The following is a 25054-nucleotide window of genomic DNA, read 5'->3' as shown; positions in this document are numbered from 1 at the left end:
GAATAAATTCACCACCGTTCTGTAGGAGCGGCTTTAGCCGCGATGGTGTTGATCGCCCGCATCGCGGCTGAAGCCGCTCCTAAGAAGAGCAGGGGGGTTACTCCAATTCCACCAGCACGCTGCCTTCGCTGACCATTTCACCTTCGGCACAATACAACGCCTTGACGCTGCCGGCGTGGGGCGCGCGGATGCTGTGCTCCATCTTCATCGCTTCCAGTATGACCAGCGCGGTACCGGCTTCGACAGCCTGACCGGCCTCGACCAGAACCCGCACGATACTGCCGTTCATGGGCGCGGTCAGCCCGCCATGTTGGTGATGGCTGGCTTCGACCGCGGCGATCGGGTCGAAGTATTCAACCGTGCGCAGTTCACCTTGCCACTCCAGGTACAGCAGCGGGCCCCGGCGGATCGCCAGGTGCTGGCTGCGGGTGCCGTTAAGCTCGACCACCAGGCGTTCGCCCTGCAGTTGAACGGCGCGGCTGGTACCGCGCAGCCGCACGCGCTGCTGCTCATCGGCGCAGGCCAGGTGCAAGTCGGTTTCCGTCGGCAAACCGGCGCGCCAACCGCTGGAAGCGGCCCAGGGGGAATGCGGGTCATCCGTGCGCTGGCGGGCTGGCTCGCTGAGGGCGAAGGCCTGCGCGGCCAGTTGCCAGAATGCATCGGGCAGGCTGCTGGCAGGTGGCAGCAACTGCTCCTGGTAGCGCGGGATGAAGCCGGTATCCAGCTCGGCGGCGGCGAACGCCGGGTGGGCGATTACGCGCCGCAGGAACGCCAGGTTGGTCTTCACCCCGCCAACGGCGGTTGCATCGAGCATGGCCAGCAGGCGCAGGCGGGCTTCCTCGCGGTTCTCGCCCCAGGCGATCAGTTTGCCGAGCATCGGGTCATAGAACGGCGACACCGTATCGCCCTCGGCGACACCGCTGTCGACCCGGCGGCCGGGGCCGGCCGGCGATTCGCGGTAGAGCGCGAGGGTGCCGGTCGCGGGCAGGAAATCCTGCTGCGGGTCTTCGGCATACAGGCGCACTTCGATGGCATGGCCGATCAGCGGCACCTGGTCCTGGCTGATTGGCAGCGGTTCGCCACGGGCCACGCGGATCTGCCAGGCGACCAGATCGAGGCCGGTAATCGCCTCGGTGACCGGGTGCTCGACCTGCAGGCGGGTGTTCATCTCCATGAAGAAGAAGTCGCCGCGCGCGTCCAGCAGGAACTCCACGGTGCCGGCGCCGACATAGCCGATGGCCTGGGCGGCCTTCACGGCGGCCTCGCCCATGGCGCGGCGCAGTTCGGGCGTCAGGCCCGGCGCGGGTGCTTCCTCGACCACTTTCTGGTGGCGACGCTGGATCGAGCAGTCGCGTTCGTTGAGGTACAGGCAGTGGCCGTGCTGGTCGGCGAATACCTGGATTTCCACGTGACGCGGTTTCAATACGTACTTTTCCACCAGCATCTGCGCGTTGCCGAATGACGACTGCGCTTCCCGCTGGGCGGAAGCCAGCGCCTCGGCCAGTTCGGCTTCGCGCTCGACCACCTTCATGCCTTTGCCGCCACCACCGGCGGTGGCCTTGAGCAAGACCGGGTAGCCGATGCGTTCGGCGGCGGCGCGGAAGGTTTCCACGTCCTGGGCCGCGCCGTGGTAACCCGGTACCAGGGGTACGCCGGCGGTTTCCATCAGCGCCTTGGCGGCGGACTTGCTGCCCATGGCGTCGATGGCGCTGGCCGGCGGGCCGAGGAACAGCAGGCCGGCGTTTTCGATGGCGCGGGCGAAGCCAGCGTTCTCCGAGAGAAAGCCGTAGCCCGGGTGAATCGCCTGGGCGCCGGTGGCCTGTGCGGCGGCGATCAGTTTATCCACCAGCAGGTAGCTGTCCGCCGGTTTGGCGCCACCCAGGTCGACCGCGATATCCGCTTCGCGCACATGGCGGGCATCGCGGTCGATGGCACTGTGGACGGCCACGGTGGTGATGCCCAGGGCTTTGGCGGTGCGCATTACCCGACAGGCGATCTCGCCGCGGTTGGCAATCAATAAGGTGCTGATCATTGGTCGGGCTCCTGCCAGGCGGGTTTACGCTTGTCGAGAAAGGCGCGCAGGCCTTCTTGCCCCTCGGGGCTGACGCGGATGCGGGCGATGGCGTTTTCGGTATAACGGCGCAATGCCGGCGACAGCACGCCGGAGCCGACTTCCTGCAGCAAGGCTTTGCTGGCCTGCATGGCTTTCGGGCTGTTGAGCAGCAGGTTGGCGACCCAGCCGGCCAGGGCCGGTTCCAGCTCCGCCGGCGCGTAGCACTCGGCGAGCAGGCCCAGTTGTAGGGCGCGCTCGCCATTGAAACGCTCGGCGGTCAGCGCATAACGCCGCGTCGCACGTTCGCCAATCGCCTGCACGACGAAGGGGCTGATCACCGCCGGGGCCAGGCCGATGCGCACTTCGGAGAGGCAGAACTGCGCATCGCTGGCACCGATCGCCATGTCGCAGCAGCTGATCAGCCCCAGCGCGCCGCCAAAAGCGGCGCCATGCACCACGGCCAGGGTTGGCAGCTTGAGGTGGTAGAGGTTGTGCATCAGCTCGGCCAGTTCGCGCGAGTCATTCAGGTTGGCGTTGTAGTCGAGGGTCGCCGAGTGCTGCATCCAGGCCAGGTCGGCACCGGCGCAAAAGTTCCGGCCGCGCCCGCGCAGCAGCAGGAAACGCAAGCTGGTGTTGGCCTGCACGGCATCCAGGGCGAGGATCAGCTCGCGGATCATCTCGGCGTTGAAAGCGTTGTTCTTCTCCGGGCGATTGAGCCACAGGGTCGCGACGCTGTTGTCGTCGATTTCCAGCTGGAGAGTGTTGAAGTCGGTCATGGTCATTCCTGTCGCTTGCGCTGTTTGTGGGAGTGGCTTGAGCCGCGAAGCCGTGCTTGCGGTCATCGCGGCTCAAGCCGCTCCTACAGGTCTGTCTGGCGGTTTACATGCGGAACACGCCGAAGTTGGTCGGCTCGATCGGCGCGCTGAGCGACGCGGAAAGCGCCAGCGCCAGCACCTCGCGGGTTTGCGCCGGGTCGATCACGCCGTCATCCCAGAGCCGTGCGCTGGAGTAATAGGGGTGGCCCTGATGTTCGTACTGTTCGAGGATCGGTTGCTTGATCTTCGCTTCGTCTTCGTTGCTGAGGCTGTGCCCGCTGCGTTCGGCCTGTTCGCGTTTGACCTGTGCCAGCACACCGGCGGCCTGTTCGCCGCCCATCACGCCAATCCGTGCGTTCGGCCACATCCACAGGAAGCGCGGGTCGTAGGCGCGGCCGCACATGCCGTAGTTACCGGCGCCGAAGCTGCCGCCGATAATCACGGTGAACTTCGGCACCTTGGCGCAGGCCACGGCGGTCACCAGCTTGGCGCCGTGCTTGGCAATGCCGCCGGCCTCGTACTTCTGGCCGACCATGAAGCCGGTGATGTTCTGCAGGAACACCAGCGGTATGCCGCGCTGGCAGGCCAGCTCGATGAAGTGCGCGCCTTTTTGCGCGGACTCGGCGAACAGGATCCCATTATTGGCGATGATCGCTACCGGATAGCCCTGGATATGCGCGAAGCCGCAGACCAGGGTGGCGCCGAACAAGGCCTTGAACTCATCGAACTCGGAGCCGTCGACCAGCCGCGCAATCACTTCGCGCACATCGAAGGGGTGTTTGGCGTCGGCCGGGATCACGCCGTACAGCTCATCGCCGGCATACAGTGGCAGGCGCGGCGGGCGGCTATTCAGTTGGCCTTGTTTGCGCCAGTTGAGGTTGCTGATGCAGCGGCGGGCGAGGGCCAGGGCATGTTCGTCGTCCTCGGCGTAATGGTCGGCTACACCGGAGGTTTTGCAGTGCACATCAGCCCCGCCAAGGTCTTCGGCGCTCACCACTTCACCGGTGGCGGCCCGCACCAGCGGCGGGCCGGCGAGGAAGATCGTGGCCTGGTTGCGGACCATGATGGTTTCATCCGACATGGCCGGCACATAGGCGCCGCCAGCGGTGCAGGAACCCATGACCACGGCGATCTGCGGGATGCCCTGGGCACTCATGTTGGCCTGGTTGAAGAAGATCCGCCCGAAGTGTTCGCGGTCCGGAAACACCTCGTCCTGACGCGGCAGGTTGGCACCGCCGGAGTCGACCAGGTAGATGCACGGCAGGCGATTTTCCTTGGCGATGGTCTGCGCCCGCAGGTGCTTTTTCACCGTCAGCGGGTAGTAGCTGCCGCCTTTTACCGTGGCGTCGTTGGCCAGGATCATGCACTCGATGCCCTCGACCCGGCCGATCCCGGCGATCACCCCGGCGGCGGGCACGTCCTCGCCATACACCTCATGGGCGGCCAGTTGGCCGACTTCCAGAAAGGGCGAGCCGGGGTCGAGCAAGCGGTTGATCCGTTCCCGCGGCAGCAGTTTGCCGCGCGAGGTATGGCGTTCCTGCGCCTTGGCGCCGCCACCTTCATGGACGCGGCCGAGCAGGGCGCGCAGGTCGTCGACCTGCTTGAGCATCGCTGCGTTATTCGCGGCGAACTCCGGCGTACGTGTATTGATCTGGGTGTTGAGGATGGCCATCTGGCGCACTCCATGGAGTTCAAGGTGAAACGGGGTGTTCAGTTGTAGGAGCGGGCCATGCCCGCGAAGAGCGCCGCCGCAGAAGCATCGCGGGCATGGCCCGCTCCTACAGGCCGCCCTTACTTCGTCTCGTTAAACAATTCGCGGCCGATCAGCATGCGGCGAATCTCACTGGTGCCGGCGCCGATTTCATAGAGCTTGGCGTCGCGCAGCAGGCGGCCGGTGGGGAACTCGTTGATATAGCCGTTGCCGCCGAGGATCTGGATCGCATCCAGGGCCATCTGCGTGGCGCGCTCGGCGCTGTAGAGGATCACGCCGGCGGCGTCCTTGCGGGTGGTTTCGCCACGGTCGCAGGCATTCGCCACGGCATACAGGTAGGCGCGGCTGGCGTTGAGCTGGGTGTACATGTCGGCGACCTTGCCTTGGATCAGCTGGAACTCGCCGATGCTCTGGCCGAACTGCTTGCGGTCGTGGATGTAGGGCAGCACGACGTCCATGCAGGCCTGCATGATGCCGATGGGGCCGCCGGAGAGCACCACGCGCTCGTAGTCGAGGCCGCTCATCAGCACTTTCACGCCGCCGTTGAGTACGCCGAGGATATTTTCTTCCGGCACTTCGACGTCATCGAAGAACAGTTCGCAGGTGTTCGAGCCGCGCATGCCGAGCTTGTCGAACTTGTTGCTGCGCGAAAACCCTTTCCAGTCGCGCTCGACGATGAACGCGGTGATGCCTTGCGAGCCTTTTTCCAGGTCGGTCTTGGCATAGATCACATAGGTGTTGGCGTCCGGGCCGTTGGTGATCCAGGTTTTGCTGCCGTTCAGGACATAGTGGTCGCCCTTGCGGTCGGCGCGCAGTTTCATCGACACCACGTCGGAGCCGGCATTCGGCTCGCTCATCGCCAGGGCGCCAACATGCTCACCGGAGACCAGCTTGGGTAGGTACTTGGCCTTCTGCTCGGCATTGCCATTGCGATTGATCTGGTTGACGCAGAGGTTGGAGTGAGCGCCGTAGGAAAGGCCGACGGAGGCCGAACCACGGCTGATCTCTTCGAGAGCGACCACGTGCGCCAGATAGCCAAGGCCCGAACCGCCATATTCCTCGCCGACGGTGATGCCCAGCAGGCCCATGTCGCCGAATTTCTTCCACATGTCCGCCGGGAAGAGGTTGTCGCTGTCGATGGCAGCGGCACGCGGGGCGAGTTCGGCGGCAACGAAGGCTTGAACCTGGTCGCGCAGCATGTCGATGGTTTCGCCGAGGGCGAAGTTGAGGGACGGATAGCTCATGGTTCCACCTGTAATTTTTGTGATTAGGTTTATGCGATAAGATCTTGATTATTAGACATTTCAGCTAGCGCTAGCTGGCAGCGCTCTTCGGCCGTGTCCAGCTCCAGCTGCATCTGCTGGATGTCCAGCAGCTGCTGTTCCAGCTGCGCGCGTCGCTCGGTGATCTTGTGCATGAAGGTTTCCAACTGCTTGCGATTGCCGCCGCTCGGGTCGTACAGCTCGATCAGCTCGCGGCATTCGGCGAGGGAGAAACCGATGCGCTTGCCGCGCAGAATCAGCTTCAGGGACACCTTGTCGCGCGCCGAATAAATGCGTTCCTGGCCGCGCCGCTCGGGCGCGAGCATGCCTTGCTCTTCATAGAAGCGGATCGCGCGAGTGGTGATATCCAGCTCGCGGGCAAGGTCGGAAATGCTGTAGGTCGTGGACATGGATGAATGCTCGCAATGCGTTTACCTTTACGTTAACGTAAGGCTACAAGGCAAAGCTGTCAATAACCGAATGTTACGGGTGGCATGCCTGGCGAATCCTGAAATTGGCAGCAAGCTGCAGCTTGAAATCTGCAAACTGGGGCGCAGTTATTCAGGGCTTGGTCAACTCGGAGCCGATTGATTGAGGAGAGCGTTTTGCGTATCGAAGACCGTATATTTCTGGTGACCGGCGCCAGTTCCGGGCTGGGCCTGGCGACGGCACAGATGGTGGTCGCCAACGGCGGGAACGTAGTGCTGGCCGACCTGAATGCCGAGGCCGGTAATGCCCGTGCCGAGGAGTTGGGCGCCAATGCGCGCTTTATCAAAGCCGATATCACCCAGGAGGCCGATGGCCGCCAGGCAATCGCCTGCGCCCTGGAACATTTTGGCGCCTTGCATGGGCTGGCCAACTGCGCCGGCATCGCGCCGGCGGAAAAAGTCCTCGGCAAACAGGGCGTCCACAGCCTGGAGCGCTTTGCCCAGGTGATCGGCGTCAATCTGATCGGCACCTTCAACATGCTGCGCCTGGCGGCCGAGGCCATGTCCCTGGGGGCGGCGGACGAGGGCGGCGAGCGTGGGGTGATCATCAATACCGCCTCGGTCGCGGCGTTCGACGGGCAGATCGGCCAAGCCGCCTATGCTGCCTCGAAAAGCGGGGTGGTCGGCATGACCTTGCCGATTGCCCGCGAACTGGCGCGCTACGGCATCCGGGTGATGACCATCGCCCCAGGCATTTTTGCCACGCCGATGCTGACCAGCATGCCGCAGGACGTGCAGGACGCTCTGGGTGCCAGCGTGCCATTCCCGCCACGCCTAGGTCGCCCGGACGAATACGCCGCGCTGGTGCGGCACATCATCGAAAACAGCATGCTCAATGGCGAGGTTATCCGCCTCGATGGCGCCATTCGCATGGCCGCTAAATAAAAGCCGTGCCCCAATTACCCGTTGAAGGCGAAACCGTAGGTCGGGTTAGCCGTAGGCGTAACCCGACAGGCGATGCATGCGTTGGTGGGAGCACATGTCGGGTTACGCTGCGCTAACCCAACCTACGCGGCTGAGGAGATAAAACATGAGTAATCAACAGGATCCGGTGGTCATCGTCAGTGCCGCCCGCACGCCGATGGGTGGTTTCCTCGGTGACTTCAAGGACGTCACGGCTGCCGAACTGGGCGCCACGGCGATTCGCGCCGCGCTGGCACGGGCCGGATTACAGGCGAACGAGATTGACGAGGTGATCCTTGGCTGCGTACTGCCCGCCGGTCAAGGCCAGGCGCCCGCGCGGCAGGCGGCGCTCGGCGCCGGGCTGGCACGTGGCACGGTCTGTTCGACGATCAATAAAATGTGCGGTTCGGGCATGAAAGCCAGCATGCTCGCGCATGACCTATTGCTGGCCGGCAGCGCCGACATCGTGCTGGCCGGCGGCATGGAAAGCATGTCCAACGCCCCGTATCTGCTGGAGCGGGCGCGTAGCGGTTACCGCATGGGGCATGGCCGGGTGCTTGACCACATGTTCCTCGACGGCCTCGAAGATGCCTACGACAAGGGCCGGCTGATGGGCACTTTCGCCGAGGATTGCGCCCAGGCCTATGGCTTCAGCCGCGAGGCACAGGATGCTTTTGCGCTGGCGTCGTTGAGCCGTGCGCAACAGGCGATGGCCAACGGCCGTTTCACCGCTGAGATCGCCCCGGTGCAGGCCAAATCCGGCAAAGAGACCCGTGAAGTGAGCAGTGACGAGCAGCCGCCCAAGGCTCTGCCGGAGAAGATCCCGACCCTGAAGCCGGCATTCCGCGAAGGCGGTACGGTGACGGCGGCCAACGCCAGTTCGATTTCCGATGGTGCCGCCGCGCTGTTGCTGATGCGCCTGTCGCAAGCGGAACGACGCGGCCTCACACCACTGGCGGTGATTCGTGGGCATGCCTCGTTCGCCGATGCGCCCAACCTGTTTCCCACCGCGCCGATTGGTGCGGTGCAGCGATTGCTGCAAAAAACCGGCTGGTCGCTGGCCGAGGTCGATCTGTTCGAGATCAACGAGGCCTTCGCCGTGGTCGCCATGGCCGCCATGCAGGACCTCGACCTGCCGCACGACAAGGTCAATATCCACGGTGGCGCCTGCGCCCTCGGGCATCCGATCGGGGCATCCGGGGCGCGAATCCTGGTCACGCTGCTGTCGGCGCTGAAACAGTACGACCTCAAACGCGGCGTGGCGGCCATCTGCATCGGTGGCGGCGAAGCCACCGCAATCGCCGTCGAACGACTGCGCTGAGACTGGAGAACAACATGATTCCCTCGGAACAAGACCTGCAAATCCGCGACGTGGCCCGCCAGTTCGCCCAGGAACGTCTAAAACCCTTTGCCGCCGACTGGGACCGCGAGCACCGCTACCCGGCCGAAGCCTTGCGCGAGATGGCAGGGTTGGGGTTTCTCGGCATGCTGGTGCCAGAACAGTGGGGCGGTGCGCAAACCGGGCACTTGGCCTATGCCATGGCGCTGGAGGAAATCGCCGCCGGCGATGGCGCCTGTTCGACCATCATGAGCGTGCACAACTCGGTGGGCTGCATGCCGATTTACAAATTCGGCAACGACGAACAAAAGCAGCGTTACCTGACGCGCCTGGCGAGCGGGGAGATGCTCGGCGCCTTCGCCCTGACCGAGCCACAGGCCGGTTCCGACGCGAGCGCGCTGAAGACCCGTGCGCGCCGTGACGGTGACCATTATGTGCTGAACGGCACCAAGCAATTCATCACCTCCGGCAGCCATGCCGGGGTGGTGATCACCTTCGCGGTGACCGACCCGGCGGCCGGGAAGAACGGCATCAGCGCCTTTATCGTGCCGACCGACACGCCGGGCTACGAAGTGGCACGGGTCGAGGACAAGCTCGGCCAGCATGCCTCGGACACTTGCCAGATCGTCTTCAATGACCTGCGCATTCCGGCAGCGCTACGGCTCGGTGAGGAAGGGCAGGGTTACCGAATCGCCCTGGCCAACCTGGAGGGCGGCCGGATCGGCATCGCCGCGCAAGCGGTAGGCATGGCCCGCGCGGCGTTCGAGGTGGCGCGTGATTACGCCCACGAGCGCGAAACCTTCGGCAAGCCCCTGTTGCAGCATCAGGCCGTGGCGTTCCGGCTGGCGGACATGGCGACGGAAATCGCCGTGGCGCGGCAAATGGTGCACCACACCGCCGCCCTGCGCGATGCCGGGCTGCCTTGCTTGAGCGAGGCGTCGATGGCCAAGCTGTTCGCCTCCGAGATGGCCGAACGGGTCTGCTCGGCAGCGATCCAGACCTTGGGCGGCTATGGCTATCTCAACGATTTCCCGGTCGAGCGTATCTACCGCGACGTGCGGGTCTGCCAGATCTACGAGGGCACCAGCGATGTGCAGCGCATGGTCATTGCGCGCAGCCTCTGAGCTTTTGGAACCTAGATAGGTAGGCGCGGGCCGTGCCCGCGATGCGTGAAGGGTGTTCGCGGGCATGGCCCGCTCCCACGGGTAATGTGGTTCGGGCTCAGCGCGGTGGTGCTTCGCGGTTGGCGATTTGCTGTGCCAGTTCGATCATCTGTTCGCGCATCCAGCGGTTAGCCGGGTCCTGGTCGGTGCTTTCATGCCAGTACAGGTGGGTTTCCACTGGCGGCACTTCCACCGGCAGGCCGACATAGTGCAGGTCGTGGCTACGGGCGAAGCGTTCGGGCACGGTCATGGCCATGTCGGTTTGCTGCATCACCATCGAGGCCATCAGGTAATGCTGCGAGCGCAGGGCGATCTTGCGCTGAATCCCCATCTTGCCGAGGGTCAGGTCGACATAACCGAGGCCGCTGCGACGGCTGGAGATATGGATATGGGTCAGCGCCATGTATTCGTCGAGGCTGAGTTTATCCTTGGCCATGGGGTGGCCCTTGCGGATGGCGCAGACGTAGCGATCCGCCAGCAGCTTGACGTGGCGCACTTGCGGGTCGGTATTGAGCGGCGCGTCGACGGCGAAGTCGAGGCGGCCGGCGGCCAGTTCCTTGGTGGTTTCCCGGCGCTTGGACAGAAAGCTCTCGATCTGCACGGCGGGTGCCAGGCGCCGCAAGCGCTGGAACAGCGGCGGCAGGATCACCTCTTCGGTGAGGTCGGTCATGCTAATGCGGTAGGTCTTGTTCGCCTGCAGCGGGTTGAAGATGCGGCTTTCCTGCACCGAGACGCGCAGCAGCGACAGCGCATTACGCACCGGGCCGATGATGTTCTGCGCCATGGGCGTTGGCACCATGCCTTGCGCGGTGCGCACGAACAGCGGGTCGTTGAAGGTTTCCCGCAGGCGGGCGAGGGCGTTGGAAACGGCAGGCTGGGTAATACCGACGATCTGCCCGGCACGGGTCAGGTTGGCCTCGGTGTAGATGGCGTCGAAGACAATAAAAAGGTTGAGATCGACCTTGTTCAGATTCATTCCGAGCGCGCTCCTGTTGTTATCGGTATCAGCTGATCATATATCGGTGATGAATGTTTATACACGATGAGAATAGGTTAGATAAATCTTCATCGCTGATCTAGGATCATTTCCAACCTCACCCCGATACATTAAATCAGCCGTTCAGAAGGTAGCTCCTAATGGATTTCGCCTATTCCCCCAAGGTTCAAGAACTGCGTGAGCGCGTCACTGCGTTCATGGATGCGTATGTCTATCCGGCCGAGTCGGTTTTCGAGCGCCAGGTAGCCGAAGGTGATCGCTGGCAGCCCACCGCGATCATGGAAGAGCTGAAAGCCAAGGCCAAAGCCGAAGGCCTGTGGAACTTGTTCCTGCCGGAATCCGAACTGGGTGCCGGCCTGACCAACCTGGAGTACGCCCCGCTGGCGGAAATCATGGGCCGCTCGTTGCTCGGCCCCGAGCCGTTCAACTGCTCGGCGCCGGACACCGGCAATATGGAAGTGCTGGTGCGTTATGCCAACGATGCACAGAAGAAACAGTGGCTGGAACCGCTGCTGCGGGGCGAAATTCGTTCCGCCTTCGCCATGACCGAGCCGGACGTAGCCTCATCCGATGCCACCAATATGAACGCCCGCGCCGTGCGCGACGGTGACGAGTGGGTGATCAACGGCCGCAAATGGTGGACGTCCGGCGCCTGCGACCCGCGTTGCAAGATCATGATTTTCATGGGCCTGAGCAACCCGGATGCGCCGCGTCACCAACAACATTCGATGATCCTGGTGCCGACCGATGCACCCGGGGTGAAGATCGTCCGGCCGTTGCCGGTGTTCGGCTACGACGATGCGCCCCACGGCCACGCCGAAGTGCTGTTCGAGAACGTGCGCGTGCCTTACGACAGTGTGTTGCTGGGCGAAGGCCGTGGCTTCGAGATCGCCCAGGGCCGCCTTGGCCCAGGCCGCATCCACCACTGCATGCGCTCCATCGGCATGGCCGAGCGCGCGTTGGAGTTGATGTGCAAGCGCGCCATCAGCCGTACCGCGTTCGGCAAGCCGCTGGCACGCCTGGGCGGTAACGTCGACAAGATCGCCGACTCGCGGATGGAAATCGACATGGCGCGCCTGCTGACCCTGAAAGCGGCATACATGATGGATACCGTCGGCAACAAGGTCGCCAAGAGCGAGATTGCGCAGATCAAGGTCGTGGCGCCGAACGTGGCCCTGCGCGTGATCGACCGCGCCATCCAGATACACGGCGGCGCAGGCGTTTCCAACGACTTCCCGCTGGCTTACATGTATGCGATGCAGCGCACCCTGCGCCTGGCCGACGGCCCGGACGAAGTGCACCGCGCGGCGATCGGCAAGTTCGAGATCGGCAAGTACGTGCCGGCAGAGCTGCTTAAAAGCAGCCACTAAGCGCTCGCCGAACAACCGCGGTAAAACGCACAAGGCCCGCATCTGCGGGCCTTGTCGTTTCTGGGGCTTTATCGGGGCCGGGTCAGGAGGGCTGACGGTCGGCGTCATCCGCTTCGCTGGCGTGCGCGCGCAACCAATGCAGGCGCTGGTGCAATTGCGCGGCGAAGGTGCGGGCGGCCAGTTCTTCATGGAAGGTCACGCCGCGCCGCCCCAGGCGCACCTGCCAGAGCAGCCGACCGCGCTGCTCCAGACTTTCGACTTGCACATCCGGCATCCTGACTGATCTCCCAAGTGGCACTACGCACTGGGCAAAAGGGTACGCCAAGAAACACAGGGGCGAAACCAGGGCGATCAGCTTCGTCGCGCCCAGCGTTCGCCGAGCAGCCGCATGGGCTCAGTAAACCCAGACTTCCACCCGGCGATTCTTGAGCCGACCATTCTCCGCACTGTTGGCGGCCACCGGCAGTTCGTCGCCCAGGCCGGTGATGTCACGGAAGATCACCCCTTGCTTGGCCAGTTCACGGCGCACCGTCATCGCCCGCAGTTTCGACAGCAGTGCCGCGCGGGCCGAATCGGCTTTAGGGTCGCCAAAGCCGATCAGCACCACTTGCCGGTGCAGCTTGTCCTGGCTTTTCAGGTAGTCCAACACCCGCTCCAGGTCATGCTGGGCCTTGTTGTCGAGGGTGGCGCTGCCTTCCTGGAAGCGGAAGTTCACCGACAGGCGCTGGGCATCGTGGGCCAGTTCCTGGTAGCTCTGCGGCATTTCCGCGGTTGCCGTCACTTTGATGGCTTGCACGGTCTGCGCGATAAAACCGGTTTGCGCGACAATGGCCTGGCCGCGTGGGCTGTGGGCGAACTGCACCAGCGCCTTGGCCCAGGGGTTCTGGACGTCGGGCTGGTTATAGAAGAACAAGCGACGCGACAGCGGGTAGTCTTCGGTGGCGATCAGGCTGACGGAGGGTGGCATCGCTTGCGACTCGCCATCGGCAATTGTCACGGCCTTGGCCTGACGAATGTAGGGCAGGCCGATAAAACCGATGCCTTGGACATCCTGGCTGACCGCATCGGACAACTGCTCGCTGGACTCATAGCGCTTGGCGGTGGGTGCCAGGCTTTTGCCATGGGCCGTCAGCACCAGCTCCTTGAAGGTGTCATAGGTGCCGGACTTGTCGTCGCGGGCGTACACATGGATCGGCCCGCCACGGCCACCCAGTGCCTCCCAGGTTTTCACTTCGCCGGCAAAGACCTGCGCCAATTGCTCGGTGCTCAGGGCCGCCAGCGGATTGCTCGGGTGCAGAACGACGGCCAGGCCATCGATGGCGATCACTTGCTCGGAACTGCGGCTTTTAAGGTCGCCGAGCGCGGCCAGATCGAGCGCCTCGCTGTCTTTGATCGGTCGCGAGGAGGCGGCGAGCTCGGCGCTACCGTCTTTCAACGCGACAAAGCCGGTGCCCGAGCCATGGGCGGCGACATCGATCATCACACTGCGGCCATCGGTGGTTTGGCCGATTATCCGCTGCTCGTTTTCCGTGCTCGTGGCTTCCTGGCGGATGGCGCGCAGGCCTTGCTCTTCCATCAAGCCTTTGACCAGCGCCGGGCCGAGCTTGGCGCCGATGGTGTTGGAACCTTGGATACGCAGTGCCGGCGTGCCTTGCGCTGGAATTGGCAGGGCGGCGAACACCGACCAGGGCAGGGCATAGCAGATGAAACCCAAGAGCAGGTAAGTGGCAGTACGGGTCCAGGTATCGCGATCATGAACAGCCAGGGCGCGCGGCATGCGACAAGCACCTTATAGAGGTTGGGAAACGTGCCGAGAAGATAAGTCAGTCAAGTGACTGCAATATGACAGACGGTAATAATCGACAGCAGCCTGACCCTCGGCGCCCGTTGCGGGCGCGAAGTATTTCCCCGAGTCGCTGCGCGGGCGCCACGCGTCAGTGGCTCGGGAATGACGGTGCCGGGGGGCGGGCCGCCCGTATGTTTGCGCCAACGACTAACGGCCGCATATCCCACACCGCTTGCCCGTCATGCCCGCGCAGGCGGGCATCCAGGCGCGGCGAACCTCAGCGAAAACGCAGGCGGCCTTCGGGCTTTCACACTCAGGCCGCCGGGCGTTGCTGGCGTTGATACAAGAACTCCAGCACCGCCGTCCGGTACTGGTGATAGCGCGGGTCATTGGCCAGGGCCAGGCGGTCACGGGGTCTTTCCAGCTCGACCTTGACGATATCGCCGATGGTCGCCGCCGGGCCGTTGGTCATCATCACGATACGATCGGAGAGCAGCACGGCTTCGTCCACATCGTGGGTGACCATCACCACCGTGCTCTGGGTTTCGCCGACGATACGCAGCAGTTCGTCCTGCAGGTGGGCGCGGGTCAAGGCGTCGAGGGCGCCGAAGGGTTCGTCCATCAGCAACACCTTGGGTTCCATGGCCAGGGCGCGGGCGATGCCGACGCGCTGTTTCATGCCGCCGGAGATTTCGTTCGGGTGCTTGTGGCTGGCATGGCTCAGGCCGACCAGCGCCAGCGCGGCATCGGTGCGGGCCTTGAGCTGGGCCTTGTTTTCCTTGGCGCCGAAGACCTTTTCCACTGCGAGGTGGACGTTGCCGTAGCAGGTCATCCAGGGCAGCAGGCTGTGGTTCTGGAACACCACGCCGCGTTCCGGGCCGGGGCCGTCGATTTCCCGGCCGTTGCAGATCAGCCCACCGGCACTGGCGTCCAGCAGGCCGGCAATCAGATTGAGCACGGTGGATTTGCCGCAGCCGGAGTGGCCGATCAGCGTCACGAACTCGCCGCTGGCAATGCTCAGGTTGACGTCCGCCAGGGCCTGGAAGCGGCCTTTCTTGGTATCGAAGTGTTTGGATACGGCGGTCAGTTCTACGAATTTGTCCATCTGGGTTCTCCTGCGGTAGGCGCGAGCTTGCTCGCGCCTACATGAATGGCAGCGGTTTCATGAACCGGCGTAATCGAAGCGTTTGGCGATCAGCAGCAGCGCCTGTTCGAGCAGCAGGCCGATCAGGCCGACGACGATAATGGCGATCAGGATGTGCTCGACATTGAGGTTGTTCCACTCGTCCCAGACCCAGAAACCCAGACCGATACCGCCGGTGAGCATTTCCGCGGCGACTATCACCAGCCAGGCGACGCCCATGGCCAGACGGATGCCGGTCATCAGGTGCGGCAGCACGGCGGGGAAGAGGATGCGCGTCAGCACCTTCCATTCGCTGAGCTTGAGCACGCGGGCCACGTTCAGGTAGTCCTGTGGCACGCTGGCCACCCCGGCGGCGGTGTTGAGGATGATCGGCCAGATGGCGCTGATGAAAATCACCCAGATCGAGGCCGGTCCGGCCGCCTTGAACACCAACAGGCCAATCGGCAGCCAGGCCAGCGGCGACACCGGCCGCAGCAGGCTGATGATCGGTGCGAGCATGCCCGCCAGAAAGGCGAAGCGGCCGATGGCAAACCCCAGCGGGATGCCGATCAGCGCCGCCAGGCCAAAACCCATGCCGACGCGGCCGAGGGAGTGGAGGATGTTCCAACCGATGCCCATGTCGTTCGGGCCGTTGTCATAGAACGGATCGGCGAACAGCTCCAGCGCCGAATACCAGGTGGATAACGGGCCGGGCAGCCCCTCGCTTTTCGCCGCGATCAAGGCCCATACACCGATGAACAGGGCGATACCGAGCAGCGCTGGTATCACCGCCTTGACCGCGTGGGTTAAGGCCTGCGCGCCAGCCGAAGCCTGGCGCGCAGGCTCCGGCGGCGTGAGGGTTGCCAATAGCTTGGGTTGCAAGGATGCGTTCATCTCGGACCTCAGGCTTTTATCGCAAAGGACTGGACATAAGCGGCCGGGTTGGAGCCGTCCCAGACCTTGCCGTCGATCAGGGTGCTGGAGCGCATCACGCTGCTCGGCACTGGCAGGTGCAGGGCGCTGGCCGCTTCGCCGAACAGTTTGGTCTGGTTGATCTTGCCGGCGATGGCGGCGTAGTCCGGGTCTTCCTTGAGCAGGCCCCAGCGGCGGAATTGGGTCATGAACCACATGCCGTCGGAGTGATAGGGGTAGTTGACCGTACCGTCCTTGCAGAAGGCCATGGCGTGTTTGTCCTGCCAGCTGTTGCCGAGACCGTCTTCGTAGTTACCGAGAAAACGTTGCTCGATCACATCTACCGGCGCGTTGACGTAAGCCTTGCCGGCGATCAGCTTGGCGGTGCTTTTCTTGTTCTCTTCGCTGGCTTCGATAAAGCGGCTGGCATCGAGGATGGCCATGATCAGCGCCCGGGCCGTGTTGGGGTTCTGCTCGATGAAGGCGCGGGTGGCGCCGAGGACTTTTTCCGGGTGATCAGGCCAGATCTGCTGGGTGGTGGTGGCGGTAAAGCCGATCTTGTCGAAGATCGCACGAGCGCCCCAGGGCTCGCCGACGCAGAAACCGTCCATATTGCCGACCCGCATGTTGGCGACCATCTGCGGTGGCGGCACGGTGATGGTTTTCACCTCGGACATGGGGTTGATGCCCTGGCTCGCCAGCCAGTAATACAGCCACATGGCATGGGTGCCGGTGGGGAAGGTCTGGGCGAACGTCAGCGGCGCGCCGCCTTTTTTCACATGCGCGGCCAGTTGCTCGCCGTTGGTCACGCCCGCGGCCTTCAGCTGGCTGGAAAGGGTGATGGCCTGGCCGTTCTGGTTCAGGCCCATCAGCACGCCCATGTCGGTCTGCGGCCCGGCGATGCCCAGTTGCGCGCCGTACATCATGCCGTACAGCACATGGGCGGCATCCAGTTCGCCGGTATTGAGCTTGTCGCGCACGCCGGCCCAGGAGGCTTCCTTGCTCGGGGTGATGTTCAGGCCGTATTTCTCGCCAAAACCCTGGGTGGCGGCGACGATCAACGACGCGCAGTCGGTCAGCGGAATAAAGCCGACTTTCAGCGCGGCTTTTTCCGGCGCATCCGAGCCCGCGGCCCAGGCGGCGCTGCGCATGAAGCTCGGCGCGGACAGACCCAGGGCGGCAATCCCGCCGACAGTGCCGGCGACGGCAATGGATTTTTTCAGAAAATTGCGGCGGCTATTGTTCAGCAGGTCGTTCGAATCACTATCAGACATGGCGTTTTCCTTTCAAAATCGCAAAACAAAAACGGCGTCGCCAGATGCCTCTCTAGCGAGAGACATCCAGCGGACGCCGTTGTCCGTGATTCGCGGCCCACCGCCTTTGGTGTGCTACGCAAGAATCTTGAAAGGGTAATAGCAAAGGCCTTGCCAAGTTGGCTGACCGACTGATCGGGCGGCTGTTTCAGGCCCTTAATAAAACTTAAAGTAAATTCTAGAATATGTTTTTATTTGTTTAAAAACATAAACTTGTATTGTATTTATGAGGTTGATGATCCTCCTCGGCGCAGGCCAGGAGGCCGTGTCACGACCTGCAGAAAAGATGCGCCGCCGGGCCCATTCGCGCATCCATCGGCGAGCCGGCCTGGCGGGCTTTTGCTTCATGGCGGAGCGCTATGGACGGCCCTGCGCCCTAATCACGGGCACGGGGCAGGTGAAGCCTGATGCCGGGCATGTAGGAGCGGGCCATGCCCGCGATGCTCTTGTTCGGGGGGCGCGGGCATGGACCGCAGAGGCCTTGGCTTCAGCTCAGCGGGCAGACCGTAGGGTGCAATAGCGCAGCGTATTGCGCCGAATAAAAACCACACAACACTCCCAGCCAGTCATGCAGGAGTGAGTTCTGCATGTGCGGCGGGTTACGCCTTCGGCTAACCCGCCCTACAGGCAGGCCTTGGCTTCAGCTCAGTTCCAGCCAGATCGGCGCGTGGTCGGAGGGTTTTTCCATGGCGCGCAGTTCGTAGTCCACACCCGCGGCCTTGATCCGTGGTTGCAAACCGTGGGAGGCGAGGATCACATCGATGCGCAGGCCACGCTTGGGCTCGTCCTCGAAGCCGCGGCTGCGGTAGTCGAACCAGCTGAAGCGGTCGCTGACGTCCGGGTAGAGCTGGCGGAAACTGTCGACCAGGCCCCAGCTTTTCAGGGTCGCCAGCCACTCGCGCTCCTCCGGCAGAAAGCTGCATTTGCCGGTTTTCAACCAGCGCTTGCGGTTCTCCTCGCCGATACCGATGTCGCAATCCTCCGGGGAAATATTGATGTCGCCCATCACCACCAGCGGCTGCTGCGGCTGGAACTGGCTGCTCAGCAGGGCCTGCAGGTCGGCGTAAAAGCGTTGCTTGGCCGGAAATTTGGTCGGGTGGTCGCGGCTTTCGCCCTGGGGGAAGTAGCCGTTCATGACGGTTACCGGTTGGCCATTGGCGTCGGCGAAAGTGCCCCAGATGAAGCGTCGTTGCGCGTCTTCTTCATCGCCGGGAAAGCCTTTATGCAGCGCCAACGGGGCCTGGCGCGAGAGCAGGGCGACACCGTAGTGGCCTTTCTGGCCGTGGTAATGCACCTGATAGCCGAGGGCCTCGACGTCGGCCAATGGGAACTGCTCGTCAGAGACTTTGGTTTCCTGCAGGCCGATCACGTCCGGCTGGTGTTTTTCGATCAGCGCCGCCAGTTGATGCGGGCGGGCACGCAGGCCGTTGATATTGAAGGAGACGATCTTCATGGGCGGCGAGTCCTGGGCTTTCTGACTTGAGAACCTGCGATGCTAGCCGATTGCCTGGCCGCGCGGCCAGTCATGTGGCAGCCCCGGCGGGGCGGTGCTAACGTGGGGATGGGCCTGATACCCGCCTGGCAACCATGCCGATAACAATAAGAAGAGGTCACCGTGCATGCCTGCATCATCCGTTGCTGTTGCACCCGCTGAAGTTCGATTGCTCGATAGCAGCTTCGTTCGCGAAGCGCGCTCCCTGCTGTACCACGCCTACCGCCACGAACCGACCTTCGGCTATTTGTTCGAATCCGAGCGCCCGGGGTTTGACCAGCGGGTACGCGCGACCATCCGCGAGTTGGTGCAGCGGCACTTTCTCGAAGACCTGCCCGCCATCGGACTGCTGCTCAATGACCGCCTGGTGGCCCTCGCGCTGATTGCACCACCGCAACGGCGCCTGGATATCACCGAAAGCTGGAGCTGGCGGCTGCGCATGTTGCTGACCACCGGTGTGCGTTGCACCAAGCGCTACCTGGAATACCACAACGCCGTGCTCGACTGCCTACCGCCCGGGCCTTATCACGTGTTGCCGCTGCTGGGCGTGCACCCGGAGTTCCAGGGCCAGCACCTCGGCGAACAGTTGCTCGAAGCGCTGCATAACTGGTGCGCCGAGGATGCCGGCTCGCAAGGCGTGGTCTTGGATACCGGTAATCCGCGCTACCTGGAGTTCTACAAGCGCCAGGGTTACGAGGAGATCGGCGAGGTCGCGGTCGGCCCGATCATCGAGCACGTATTTTTCCATCCCAACCCGCAACCAGCCCTGTCAGCCAGCGCCTGAAGAGGCCTCCGGGGGTGCCAAGGCGCCCTCTGGAATGCGGCTCTGCTCGTGTTAGCATTCGCCGCTATGAGTTTTCAAGGAAAGATCTGGCTGTCGGTAGCGCTCCTGGTCATCGGTTCGACAGCTTCGGCACAAAGCCTGCTGGATGTGCGGATCACGCCGGCCAATTCGACGCTCAAAGCCAACGTTGAAGGTTACGTCGGCGGTGTCGGTGATCGCGATGAGGCGGCTTTGCAGCGTTTCAGCCGCGGCGCCGAGGCGCAGGCGCGCAAGGCCGCAGAGGCGCTGGGTTATTACCAGGCGCAGATCGACAGCGAAGTCAAAAGCGACAGGAACCCGCGCCTGATCATTTCGATCACCCCGGGCGAGCCCGTGCACCTGCGCACCGTCACCGTGCGCATCGAGGGGCCGGCGACCGAACTCAAGGCATTTCGTTTACCTGAAAGCACGCAACTGAAAGCCGGCGCGGTGCTCAACCATGGCCGCTATGAAGATGCCAAGCGGCTGATCCAGAGTCAGGCCTCGCGCTACGGCTTCTTCAGTGGTCGTTTCAGCCGCCAGCGCCTGGTTATCGACCCACAGGGCGGCGTGGCGGATATCGAGCTGATCTACGACAGCGGCCCGCGTTATGTGCTGGGCACGGTCATGTTCGCCGGCGATGCGCCCTTCGACCAGGAACTGTTGCAGCGCATGGTGCCGTTCGCGGCCAATACCGCCTACGACTCCGAACTGATTGCCGAGCTGTCCCAGAACCTGCAAGGCAGCGGGTATTTCGAGTCCGTGCGGGTGGATGCCGCGCCGGCCCAGGCGCATAACCAGCAGATACCCGTGCAGGTCCAGTTGAGTACCCGCAAGCCCCGGACGATGGGCCTTGGCCTGGGTTTTTCCACCGACGTCGGCCCGCGTGGCAAGGCGAACTGGACGCGGCACTGGGCCAACCCGCAAGGCCACAGTTACGGCGCGGAAGTGGAACTGTCGGCACCGCGGCAAAACGTCGGCCTGTGGTATGACATCCCCCTCGATCCGCCGCTGACCGACAAGCTGCGCTTCGCCGGCGGCTATCAATATGAAGACCTGGCCAATACCGACAGCCTCAGTCGGCTGCTGACGGCCGGGCCGGAATGGCACAGCAAGCTCGACAGCGGCTGGCAGCAGGTGCTGTCGTTGAAGTACCAGCGTGAGGAATACCGCCTGGGCGATGACAACGGGCTGAGCACCTTGCTGATGCCTGGGGTCAGCTACGCCTATCTGCACAGCGACAACCCGATCGACCCGCACCAGGGTTATCGCCTGCAGTTCGCGGCTTCGGCGGCCAAGGACGGGCTGCTTGCCGACGCCAACGTGCTGTATGGCACGGCCATGTTCAAGGGCTTGACTACTCTCTGGCAGAAGCATCGGCTGCTCGGTCGGCTGGAGCTGGGCGGCACAGCCACCGATGATTACGGCTCGATCCCGCCTTCGTTGCGCTTCTTTGCCGGTGGTGATCAGAGCGTGCGCGGTTATGACTACCAGAGCCTCGCGCCGGAAAACGCCGAGGGTGACCGCATCGGCGGTCGCTACGTGTTCGCCAGTAGCCTCGAGTACCAGTATTCGCTGGCCGAACGCTGGCGCGTGGCGGCGTTCGTCGATCAGGGCAATGCCTTCAGTTCGCTGGAAATCCCGACCTTGAAAACCGGGGTTGGCCTGGGCGTGCGCTGGATTTCACCGGTCGGGCCGCTGCGCCTCGACCTGGCCCATGCGCTGGACGATAGCGGCGGCATCCGCCTGCACTTTTCCATGGGCCCCGAGCTATGAGGCGAGCACTGAAAGCCCTGGCCTGGGCTCTGCCGGTCACTCTGCTGCTGTTGGCGATGGGGCTGACGGCGGTGCTCGGCACGAATGCCGGCAGCCGCTTGGCGCTGGGCTGGGTGCCGGGCTTGCAGGTAGAGAATTTTGCCGGGCGACTGGGCGGGCGTTGGAGTGCCGAGCGGCTGGTCTGGCGGCAGGCGGCGGAGCGTGTCGAGGTACAGGCGCCGCGTTTCGTCTGGTCACCGTTGTGCCTGGTCAGGTTGACGTTGTGCCTCGAACGAGTAGTGGCCGAACAGGTGCTGCTGGAGTTTGTGCCCAATAGCGACGAGCGCGACGAGGCCCTGAGCTTGCCTGACCTGAATCTGCCGTTGGCGCTGCAACTGGGCGAGGTCGAAATCGGCAGCCTGGTGCTCAATGGCAGCGAGCGACTGCGCGATCTGCACCTGACGGCACAGTGGACGGCCAGCGGTCTGCAACTCAAGGCCCTGCGCGTGCAGTACCAAGGCCTGCGACTCGATCTGCAGGGCAGCCTGCAACCACAAGGTGATTGGCCGCTGAGCGCGCACGGCACGCTAAGGCTGCCCGCACCCGACGATCAGCCCTGGCAGTTGGCCTTGCAGGTCAACGGCGAGTTGCGCAAAAGCCTCAACGTCAGTGCCGACAGCAGCGGCTACCTGCAAGGGCGCCTGAACGCAGAGGTACAGCCGCTGGCCGCCAACCTGCCGGTCAAGGCGCGGCTCAACGCCAATGGCTTCAAGGCCGCGACGGATCTGCCCGCGACGCTGGTGCTCAACCAGGTCGAGCTGACGGCCGAGGGCGACCTGGCGGCGGGTTACCACGTCCAAGGTACAGCCCGCATGCCGGGCGAGGGCGGCCCGCTCGGGCTGCTGTTACAGGGCAACGTCGATGTCGAGGGCGCCGAAATCGCGGCGCTGAAACTGGATGCCGGCCCGCAGCAGCAACTGGGCCTGAGCGGCAGGCTGGACTGGCGGGAAGGTTTCACCGTCGATGCCGCGCTGGATTGGCAGGACTTCCCCTGGCGCCGACTGTATCCGGCCATCGACGAACCGCCGGTGGCGCTGCGTACGCTCAAAGGCGAGGTGCACTACCAGGACGGCAACTACCTGGGCAATTTCAGCGCCGCGCTGGATGGCCCGGCGGGTGCCTTCAGCCTGATCAGCCCGCTGAGCGGTAATCGGACTCAGTTGTACCTGCCCGATCTGCAACTGCTGGCCGGGCAGGGCAAGGCCAACGGCCAGCTGAGTCTGCAATTCGCCGATGGCATTGGCTGGAGTGCCGCCCTCGACTTGAGCGATCTCGACCCCGCCTATTGGCTCGCCGAGCTCCCCGGCAAGCTGGCCGGGCCGCTGCGCAGCAAAGGCGAGTACAAGAGCCAGCGCCTGAGCCTGACAGCCGAGCTCAACCTCAAGGGTCGCCTGCGTGGTCAGCCGGCGGTGTTTCAGCTGCAAGCCGAGGGCGCCGGTGAACGCTGGAGCGTCGCCGGCCTGGCGCTGCGCCTGGGCGATAACCGTATCACCGGCGCCGGCAGCCTCGACCAGCGCTTGGCGGGGCAATTCGAGCTGGCCTTGCCGCGGCTTGGGCAATTGTGGCCGCCGCTATCCGGCCAGCTCAGCGGCCGCCTTGATCTGGCCGGCAGCCGGCAGGCGCCGCAGGGCCAGTTGAAGCTGCAAGGCCAGCGCCTGGCGTTGGCCGATAAACGCCTGCAAAGCCTGACGCTGACGGCCATGCTGGACCCGCGACAACGTGGCCAGCTCGAACTGAACGGCAGCGGCATCCGGGTTGGCGATACGGCCCTGGGACAATTGCGTGTGACGGGGCGGGGCGATAGCCGCTGGCAGCAACTGGCCTTGAGCCTGAACGGGCCGCAACTCATTCTGGCCCTGGGTCTGGATGGCGAACTGCAACGCAACGCCAAGACCGGCATGGATTGGCGCGGCCGGCTGGCCAGCGGCGAGGTGCAAAGCGGCGGCCAACACTGGACCCTGCAGCAGCCGGCCACGCTGGAACGTCTGGCCAGCGGCCAGTTCAACCTCGGCGCCCATTGCTGGAATGCCGGCCAGGCCAGCCTCTGCGGTGCGGATCAGCGTCTGCTGCCGGAACCGCGCCTGCGTTACCAGTTGAAGAACTTCCCGCTGGCCAGCCTGGCGCCGTGGTTTCCCGCCGACTTCGCCTGGCAGGGCCAGCTCGATGCCGAGCTGCAACTCGACCTGCCGGCCACTGGCCCCAACGGCCACATCGGCGTGGATATGGGCAACGGCACTTTGCGCGTGCGCGACAACGGCCAGTGGCTGGATTTCCCCTATGAGCGCCTGACCCTCGACAGTAACTTGAAACCGCAGCGCATCGACACCCGACTGGACTTCCATGGCCCGCAGTTGGGCGCATTGCAGGCGCAGGTGCAACTCGACCCGCGCCCCGCCAGCAAGCCATTGAGCGGCGAGTTCCGCCTCCGCGGCCTAAACCTGGCGATCGCCCGGCCGTTCCTGCCGCTGGTCGAGCGTCTGGCCGGACAGCTGAATGGCAGCGGCAGGCTCGAAGGTGGACTGCTGGCACCCAAGGTCAACGGCCGGCTGACGCTGGCCGATGGTCACGTCAGTGGCAGCGAGTTGCCGATCAGCCTGCAGGCGCTTCAACTGGAGGCTTCGATCGCCGGCGACAGCCTGCAACTAAAGGGCGATTGGCGCAGCGGCGACGGCGGCCTGGGCCAGTTGGCCGGGCAGTTGGCCTGGGTCGATGGGCTGGCGGCCGACCTGCATATCACCGGCAGCCGCCTGCCGGTGAGCGTCGAGCCCTATGTGAACCTGGAAATCGAACCCGACCTGACCGTACGCATGACCGATGAACGCCTGGCGCTGGCCGGCAAGGTGCGGGTGCCGCGCGGCAAGATCGAAATCCGCGAGCTGCCGCCTTCGACGGTCAAGGTATCCGATGACGCGGTGATCGTCGGCGGCCAGACCGCGCAAGGTCAGGCGCCATTGCTGATGGCGATGGATATCGACGTCGAGGTCGGGCAGGACACGCTGAGTTTCAACGGTTTCGGCTTGAGCGCCGAGCTGGCCGGCCACCTGTATATCGGCGACAACCTCGACACCCGTGGCGAGCTGAACCTGAACAAAGGCCGTTACCGTGCCTACGGCCAGCGCTTGAGCATTCGCCGCGCCCGGCTGCTGTTCGCCGGGCCGATCGATCAGCCGTATCTGGATATCGAGGCGATTCGCCAGGTCGAGGACGTGACGGCGGGGCTGCGCATCAGCGGCAATGCCGAACAGCCGAAAACCGAAGTGTTCTCGGAGCCGGCGATGAGCCAGGAACAGGCGTTGTCTTATCTGGTGCTGGGCCGCCCGCTGAGCAGTGGCGGTGGCAACAACACCATGCTCGCCGAGGCTGCGCTGGGGTTGGGGCTGATGGGCAGCTCAGCGATCACCGGCGGGGTGGCGCAGCGCCTGGGGATTCAGGACTTTCAGTTGGACACCGGCGGCAGCGGGGCCAACACCAGCGTGGTGGCCAGCGGCAACCTATCGGAACGCCTGAGCCTGCGTTATGGCGTAGGGGTGTTCGAGCCGGCCAGCAGCATCGCCCTGCGCTACGAGCTGACCAAGAAACTCTACCTGGAAGCCGCGAGCGGCCTGGCCAGTTCGCTGGATATTTTCTATAAGCGTGATTTTTAACAGGAGTACTTTGCGCGAGGTTATTCCCACGCACGGCGGGCGGTGGTGCTGACTCATAAGTCAGGA

The 25054-nt window shown here is 64.0% G+C and carries 19 protein-coding genes; 7 read left to right on the top strand and 12 right to left on the bottom strand.

Annotated features, from left to right (window positions below):
* Positions 1–97 precede the first annotated feature (97 nt).
* The 5 genes from AC3IYG_RS11910 to AC3IYG_RS11890 form a co-directional block, all read right to left on the bottom strand.
* The gene (locus AC3IYG_RS11910) at positions 98–2032 is read right to left on the bottom strand and encodes an acetyl/propionyl/methylcrotonyl-CoA carboxylase subunit alpha (protein ID WP_489308618.1); all 1935 of its coding nucleotides are present in this window, start codon (positions 2030–2032) and stop codon (positions 98–100) included.
* Positions 2029–2829 carry a gamma-carboxygeranoyl-CoA hydratase gene (locus tag AC3IYG_RS11905; RefSeq protein ID WP_489308616.1) on the bottom strand — a complete coding sequence of 267 codons (801 nt, stop codon included), beginning with the start codon at positions 2827–2829 and terminating at the stop codon, positions 2029–2031. Before AC3IYG_RS11905 ends, AC3IYG_RS11910 begins: the two co-directional genes overlap by 4 nt.
* A 103-nt stretch (positions 2830–2932) precedes the next feature.
* Positions 2933–4540, bottom strand: a complete 1608-nt coding sequence (locus AC3IYG_RS11900) for a carboxyl transferase domain-containing protein (RefSeq protein WP_489308615.1) — start codon at positions 4538–4540, stop codon at positions 2933–2935.
* A gap of 119 nt (positions 4541–4659) precedes the next feature.
* The gene (locus tag AC3IYG_RS11895; protein WP_489308613.1) at positions 4660–5823 is read right to left on the bottom strand and encodes an isovaleryl-CoA dehydrogenase; all 1164 of its coding nucleotides are present in this window, start codon (positions 5821–5823) and stop codon (positions 4660–4662) included.
* 29 nt (positions 5824–5852) lie between these two features.
* Positions 5853–6251, bottom strand: a complete 399-nt coding sequence (locus AC3IYG_RS11890) for a MerR family transcriptional regulator (RefSeq protein ID WP_489308612.1) — start codon at positions 6249–6251, stop codon at positions 5853–5855.
* Positions 6252–6446: 195 nt separating this feature from the next.
* Here AC3IYG_RS11890 and AC3IYG_RS11885 point away from each other — a divergent pair, with 195 nt between their 5' ends.
* The 3 genes from AC3IYG_RS11885 to AC3IYG_RS11875 all read left to right on the top strand — a co-directional run bounded on the left by AC3IYG_RS11885 (position 6447) and on the right by AC3IYG_RS11875 (position 9695).
* Positions 6447–7214, top strand: a complete 768-nt coding sequence (locus tag AC3IYG_RS11885) for a 3-hydroxyacyl-CoA dehydrogenase (protein WP_489308610.1) — start codon at positions 6447–6449, stop codon at positions 7212–7214.
* A 145-nt stretch (positions 7215–7359) separates the two neighbouring features.
* Complete coding sequence (locus AC3IYG_RS11880; RefSeq protein ID WP_489308608.1) at positions 7360–8553, top strand: acetyl-CoA C-acyltransferase; 1194 nt, start codon at positions 7360–7362, stop codon at positions 8551–8553.
* A 14-nt stretch (positions 8554–8567) separates the two neighbouring features.
* Positions 8568–9695 carry an acyl-CoA dehydrogenase family protein gene (locus AC3IYG_RS11875; RefSeq protein WP_489308606.1) on the top strand — a complete coding sequence of 376 codons (1128 nt, stop codon included), beginning with the start codon at positions 8568–8570 and terminating at the stop codon, positions 9693–9695.
* A 97-nt stretch (positions 9696–9792) separates the two neighbouring features.
* On the opposite strand, the gene AC3IYG_RS11870 is transcribed toward AC3IYG_RS11875, so the two are convergent.
* Positions 9793–10710, bottom strand: a complete 918-nt coding sequence (locus tag AC3IYG_RS11870; RefSeq protein ID WP_489308605.1) for a LysR family transcriptional regulator — start codon at positions 10708–10710, stop codon at positions 9793–9795.
* 161 nt (positions 10711–10871) lie between these two features.
* Here AC3IYG_RS11870 and AC3IYG_RS11865 point away from each other — a divergent pair, with 161 nt between their 5' ends.
* Complete coding sequence (locus AC3IYG_RS11865; RefSeq protein ID WP_489308604.1) at positions 10872–12101, top strand: acyl-CoA dehydrogenase; 1230 nt, start codon at positions 10872–10874, stop codon at positions 12099–12101.
* A gap of 82 nt (positions 12102–12183) precedes the next feature.
* On the opposite strand, the gene AC3IYG_RS11860 is transcribed toward AC3IYG_RS11865, so the two are convergent.
* The 6 genes from AC3IYG_RS11860 to xthA all read right to left on the bottom strand — a co-directional run bounded on the left by AC3IYG_RS11860 (position 12184) and on the right by xthA (position 18688).
* Positions 12184–12375 (bottom strand): hypothetical protein, encoded by a 192-nt coding sequence (locus AC3IYG_RS11860; protein WP_489308603.1) that lies wholly within the window; start codon positions 12373–12375, stop codon positions 12184–12186.
* A 120-nt stretch (positions 12376–12495) separates the two neighbouring features.
* Positions 12496–13878 (bottom strand): substrate-binding domain-containing protein, encoded by a 1383-nt coding sequence (locus tag AC3IYG_RS11855; RefSeq protein WP_489308601.1) that lies wholly within the window; start codon positions 13876–13878, stop codon positions 12496–12498.
* A gap of 322 nt (positions 13879–14200) precedes the next feature.
* On the bottom strand, positions 14201–14992 hold the full coding sequence (locus AC3IYG_RS11850; RefSeq protein WP_489308600.1) for an ABC transporter ATP-binding protein: 792 nt from the start codon (positions 14990–14992) through the stop codon (positions 14201–14203).
* A gap of 57 nt (positions 14993–15049) precedes the next feature.
* Positions 15050–15904, bottom strand: a complete 855-nt coding sequence (gene ntrB, locus AC3IYG_RS11845; protein WP_489308598.1) for a nitrate ABC transporter permease — start codon at positions 15902–15904, stop codon at positions 15050–15052.
* 8 nt (positions 15905–15912) lie between these two features.
* Positions 15913–17196 carry a CmpA/NrtA family ABC transporter substrate-binding protein gene (locus AC3IYG_RS11840; protein WP_489308597.1) on the bottom strand — a complete coding sequence of 428 codons (1284 nt, stop codon included), beginning with the start codon at positions 17194–17196 and terminating at the stop codon, positions 15913–15915.
* A gap of 679 nt (positions 17197–17875) precedes the next feature.
* Positions 17876–18688 carry an exodeoxyribonuclease III gene (xthA, locus tag AC3IYG_RS11835; protein ID WP_489308596.1) on the bottom strand — a complete coding sequence of 271 codons (813 nt, stop codon included), beginning with the start codon at positions 18686–18688 and terminating at the stop codon, positions 17876–17878.
* A gap of 166 nt (positions 18689–18854) precedes the next feature.
* On the opposite strand from xthA, the gene AC3IYG_RS11830 reads away from it, so the two are divergent.
* The 3 genes from AC3IYG_RS11830 to AC3IYG_RS11820 all read left to right on the top strand — a co-directional run bounded on the left by AC3IYG_RS11830 (position 18855) and on the right by AC3IYG_RS11820 (position 24988).
* A complete protein-coding gene (locus AC3IYG_RS11830; protein ID WP_489308594.1) occupies positions 18855–19511 on the top strand; it encodes a GNAT family N-acetyltransferase in 657 nt (218 codons plus the stop codon).
* Between the two features lie 66 nt (positions 19512–19577).
* Positions 19578–21305: an autotransporter assembly complex protein TamA gene (locus AC3IYG_RS11825; protein WP_489308593.1), complete on the top strand. Its 1728-nt coding sequence runs from the start codon at positions 19578–19580 to the stop codon at positions 21303–21305.
* Positions 21302–24988, top strand: coding sequence for a translocation/assembly module TamB domain-containing protein (locus AC3IYG_RS11820; RefSeq protein ID WP_489308592.1), 3687 nt, complete (start codon positions 21302–21304; stop codon positions 24986–24988). Before AC3IYG_RS11825 ends, AC3IYG_RS11820 begins: the two co-directional genes overlap by 4 nt.
* Positions 24989–25054: the final 66 nt, after the last annotated feature.

It is taken from the genome of Pseudomonas sp. KH_027 (genome assembly GCF_057838565.1).
This window is presented reverse-complemented; position numbering and strand designations above follow the sequence as displayed.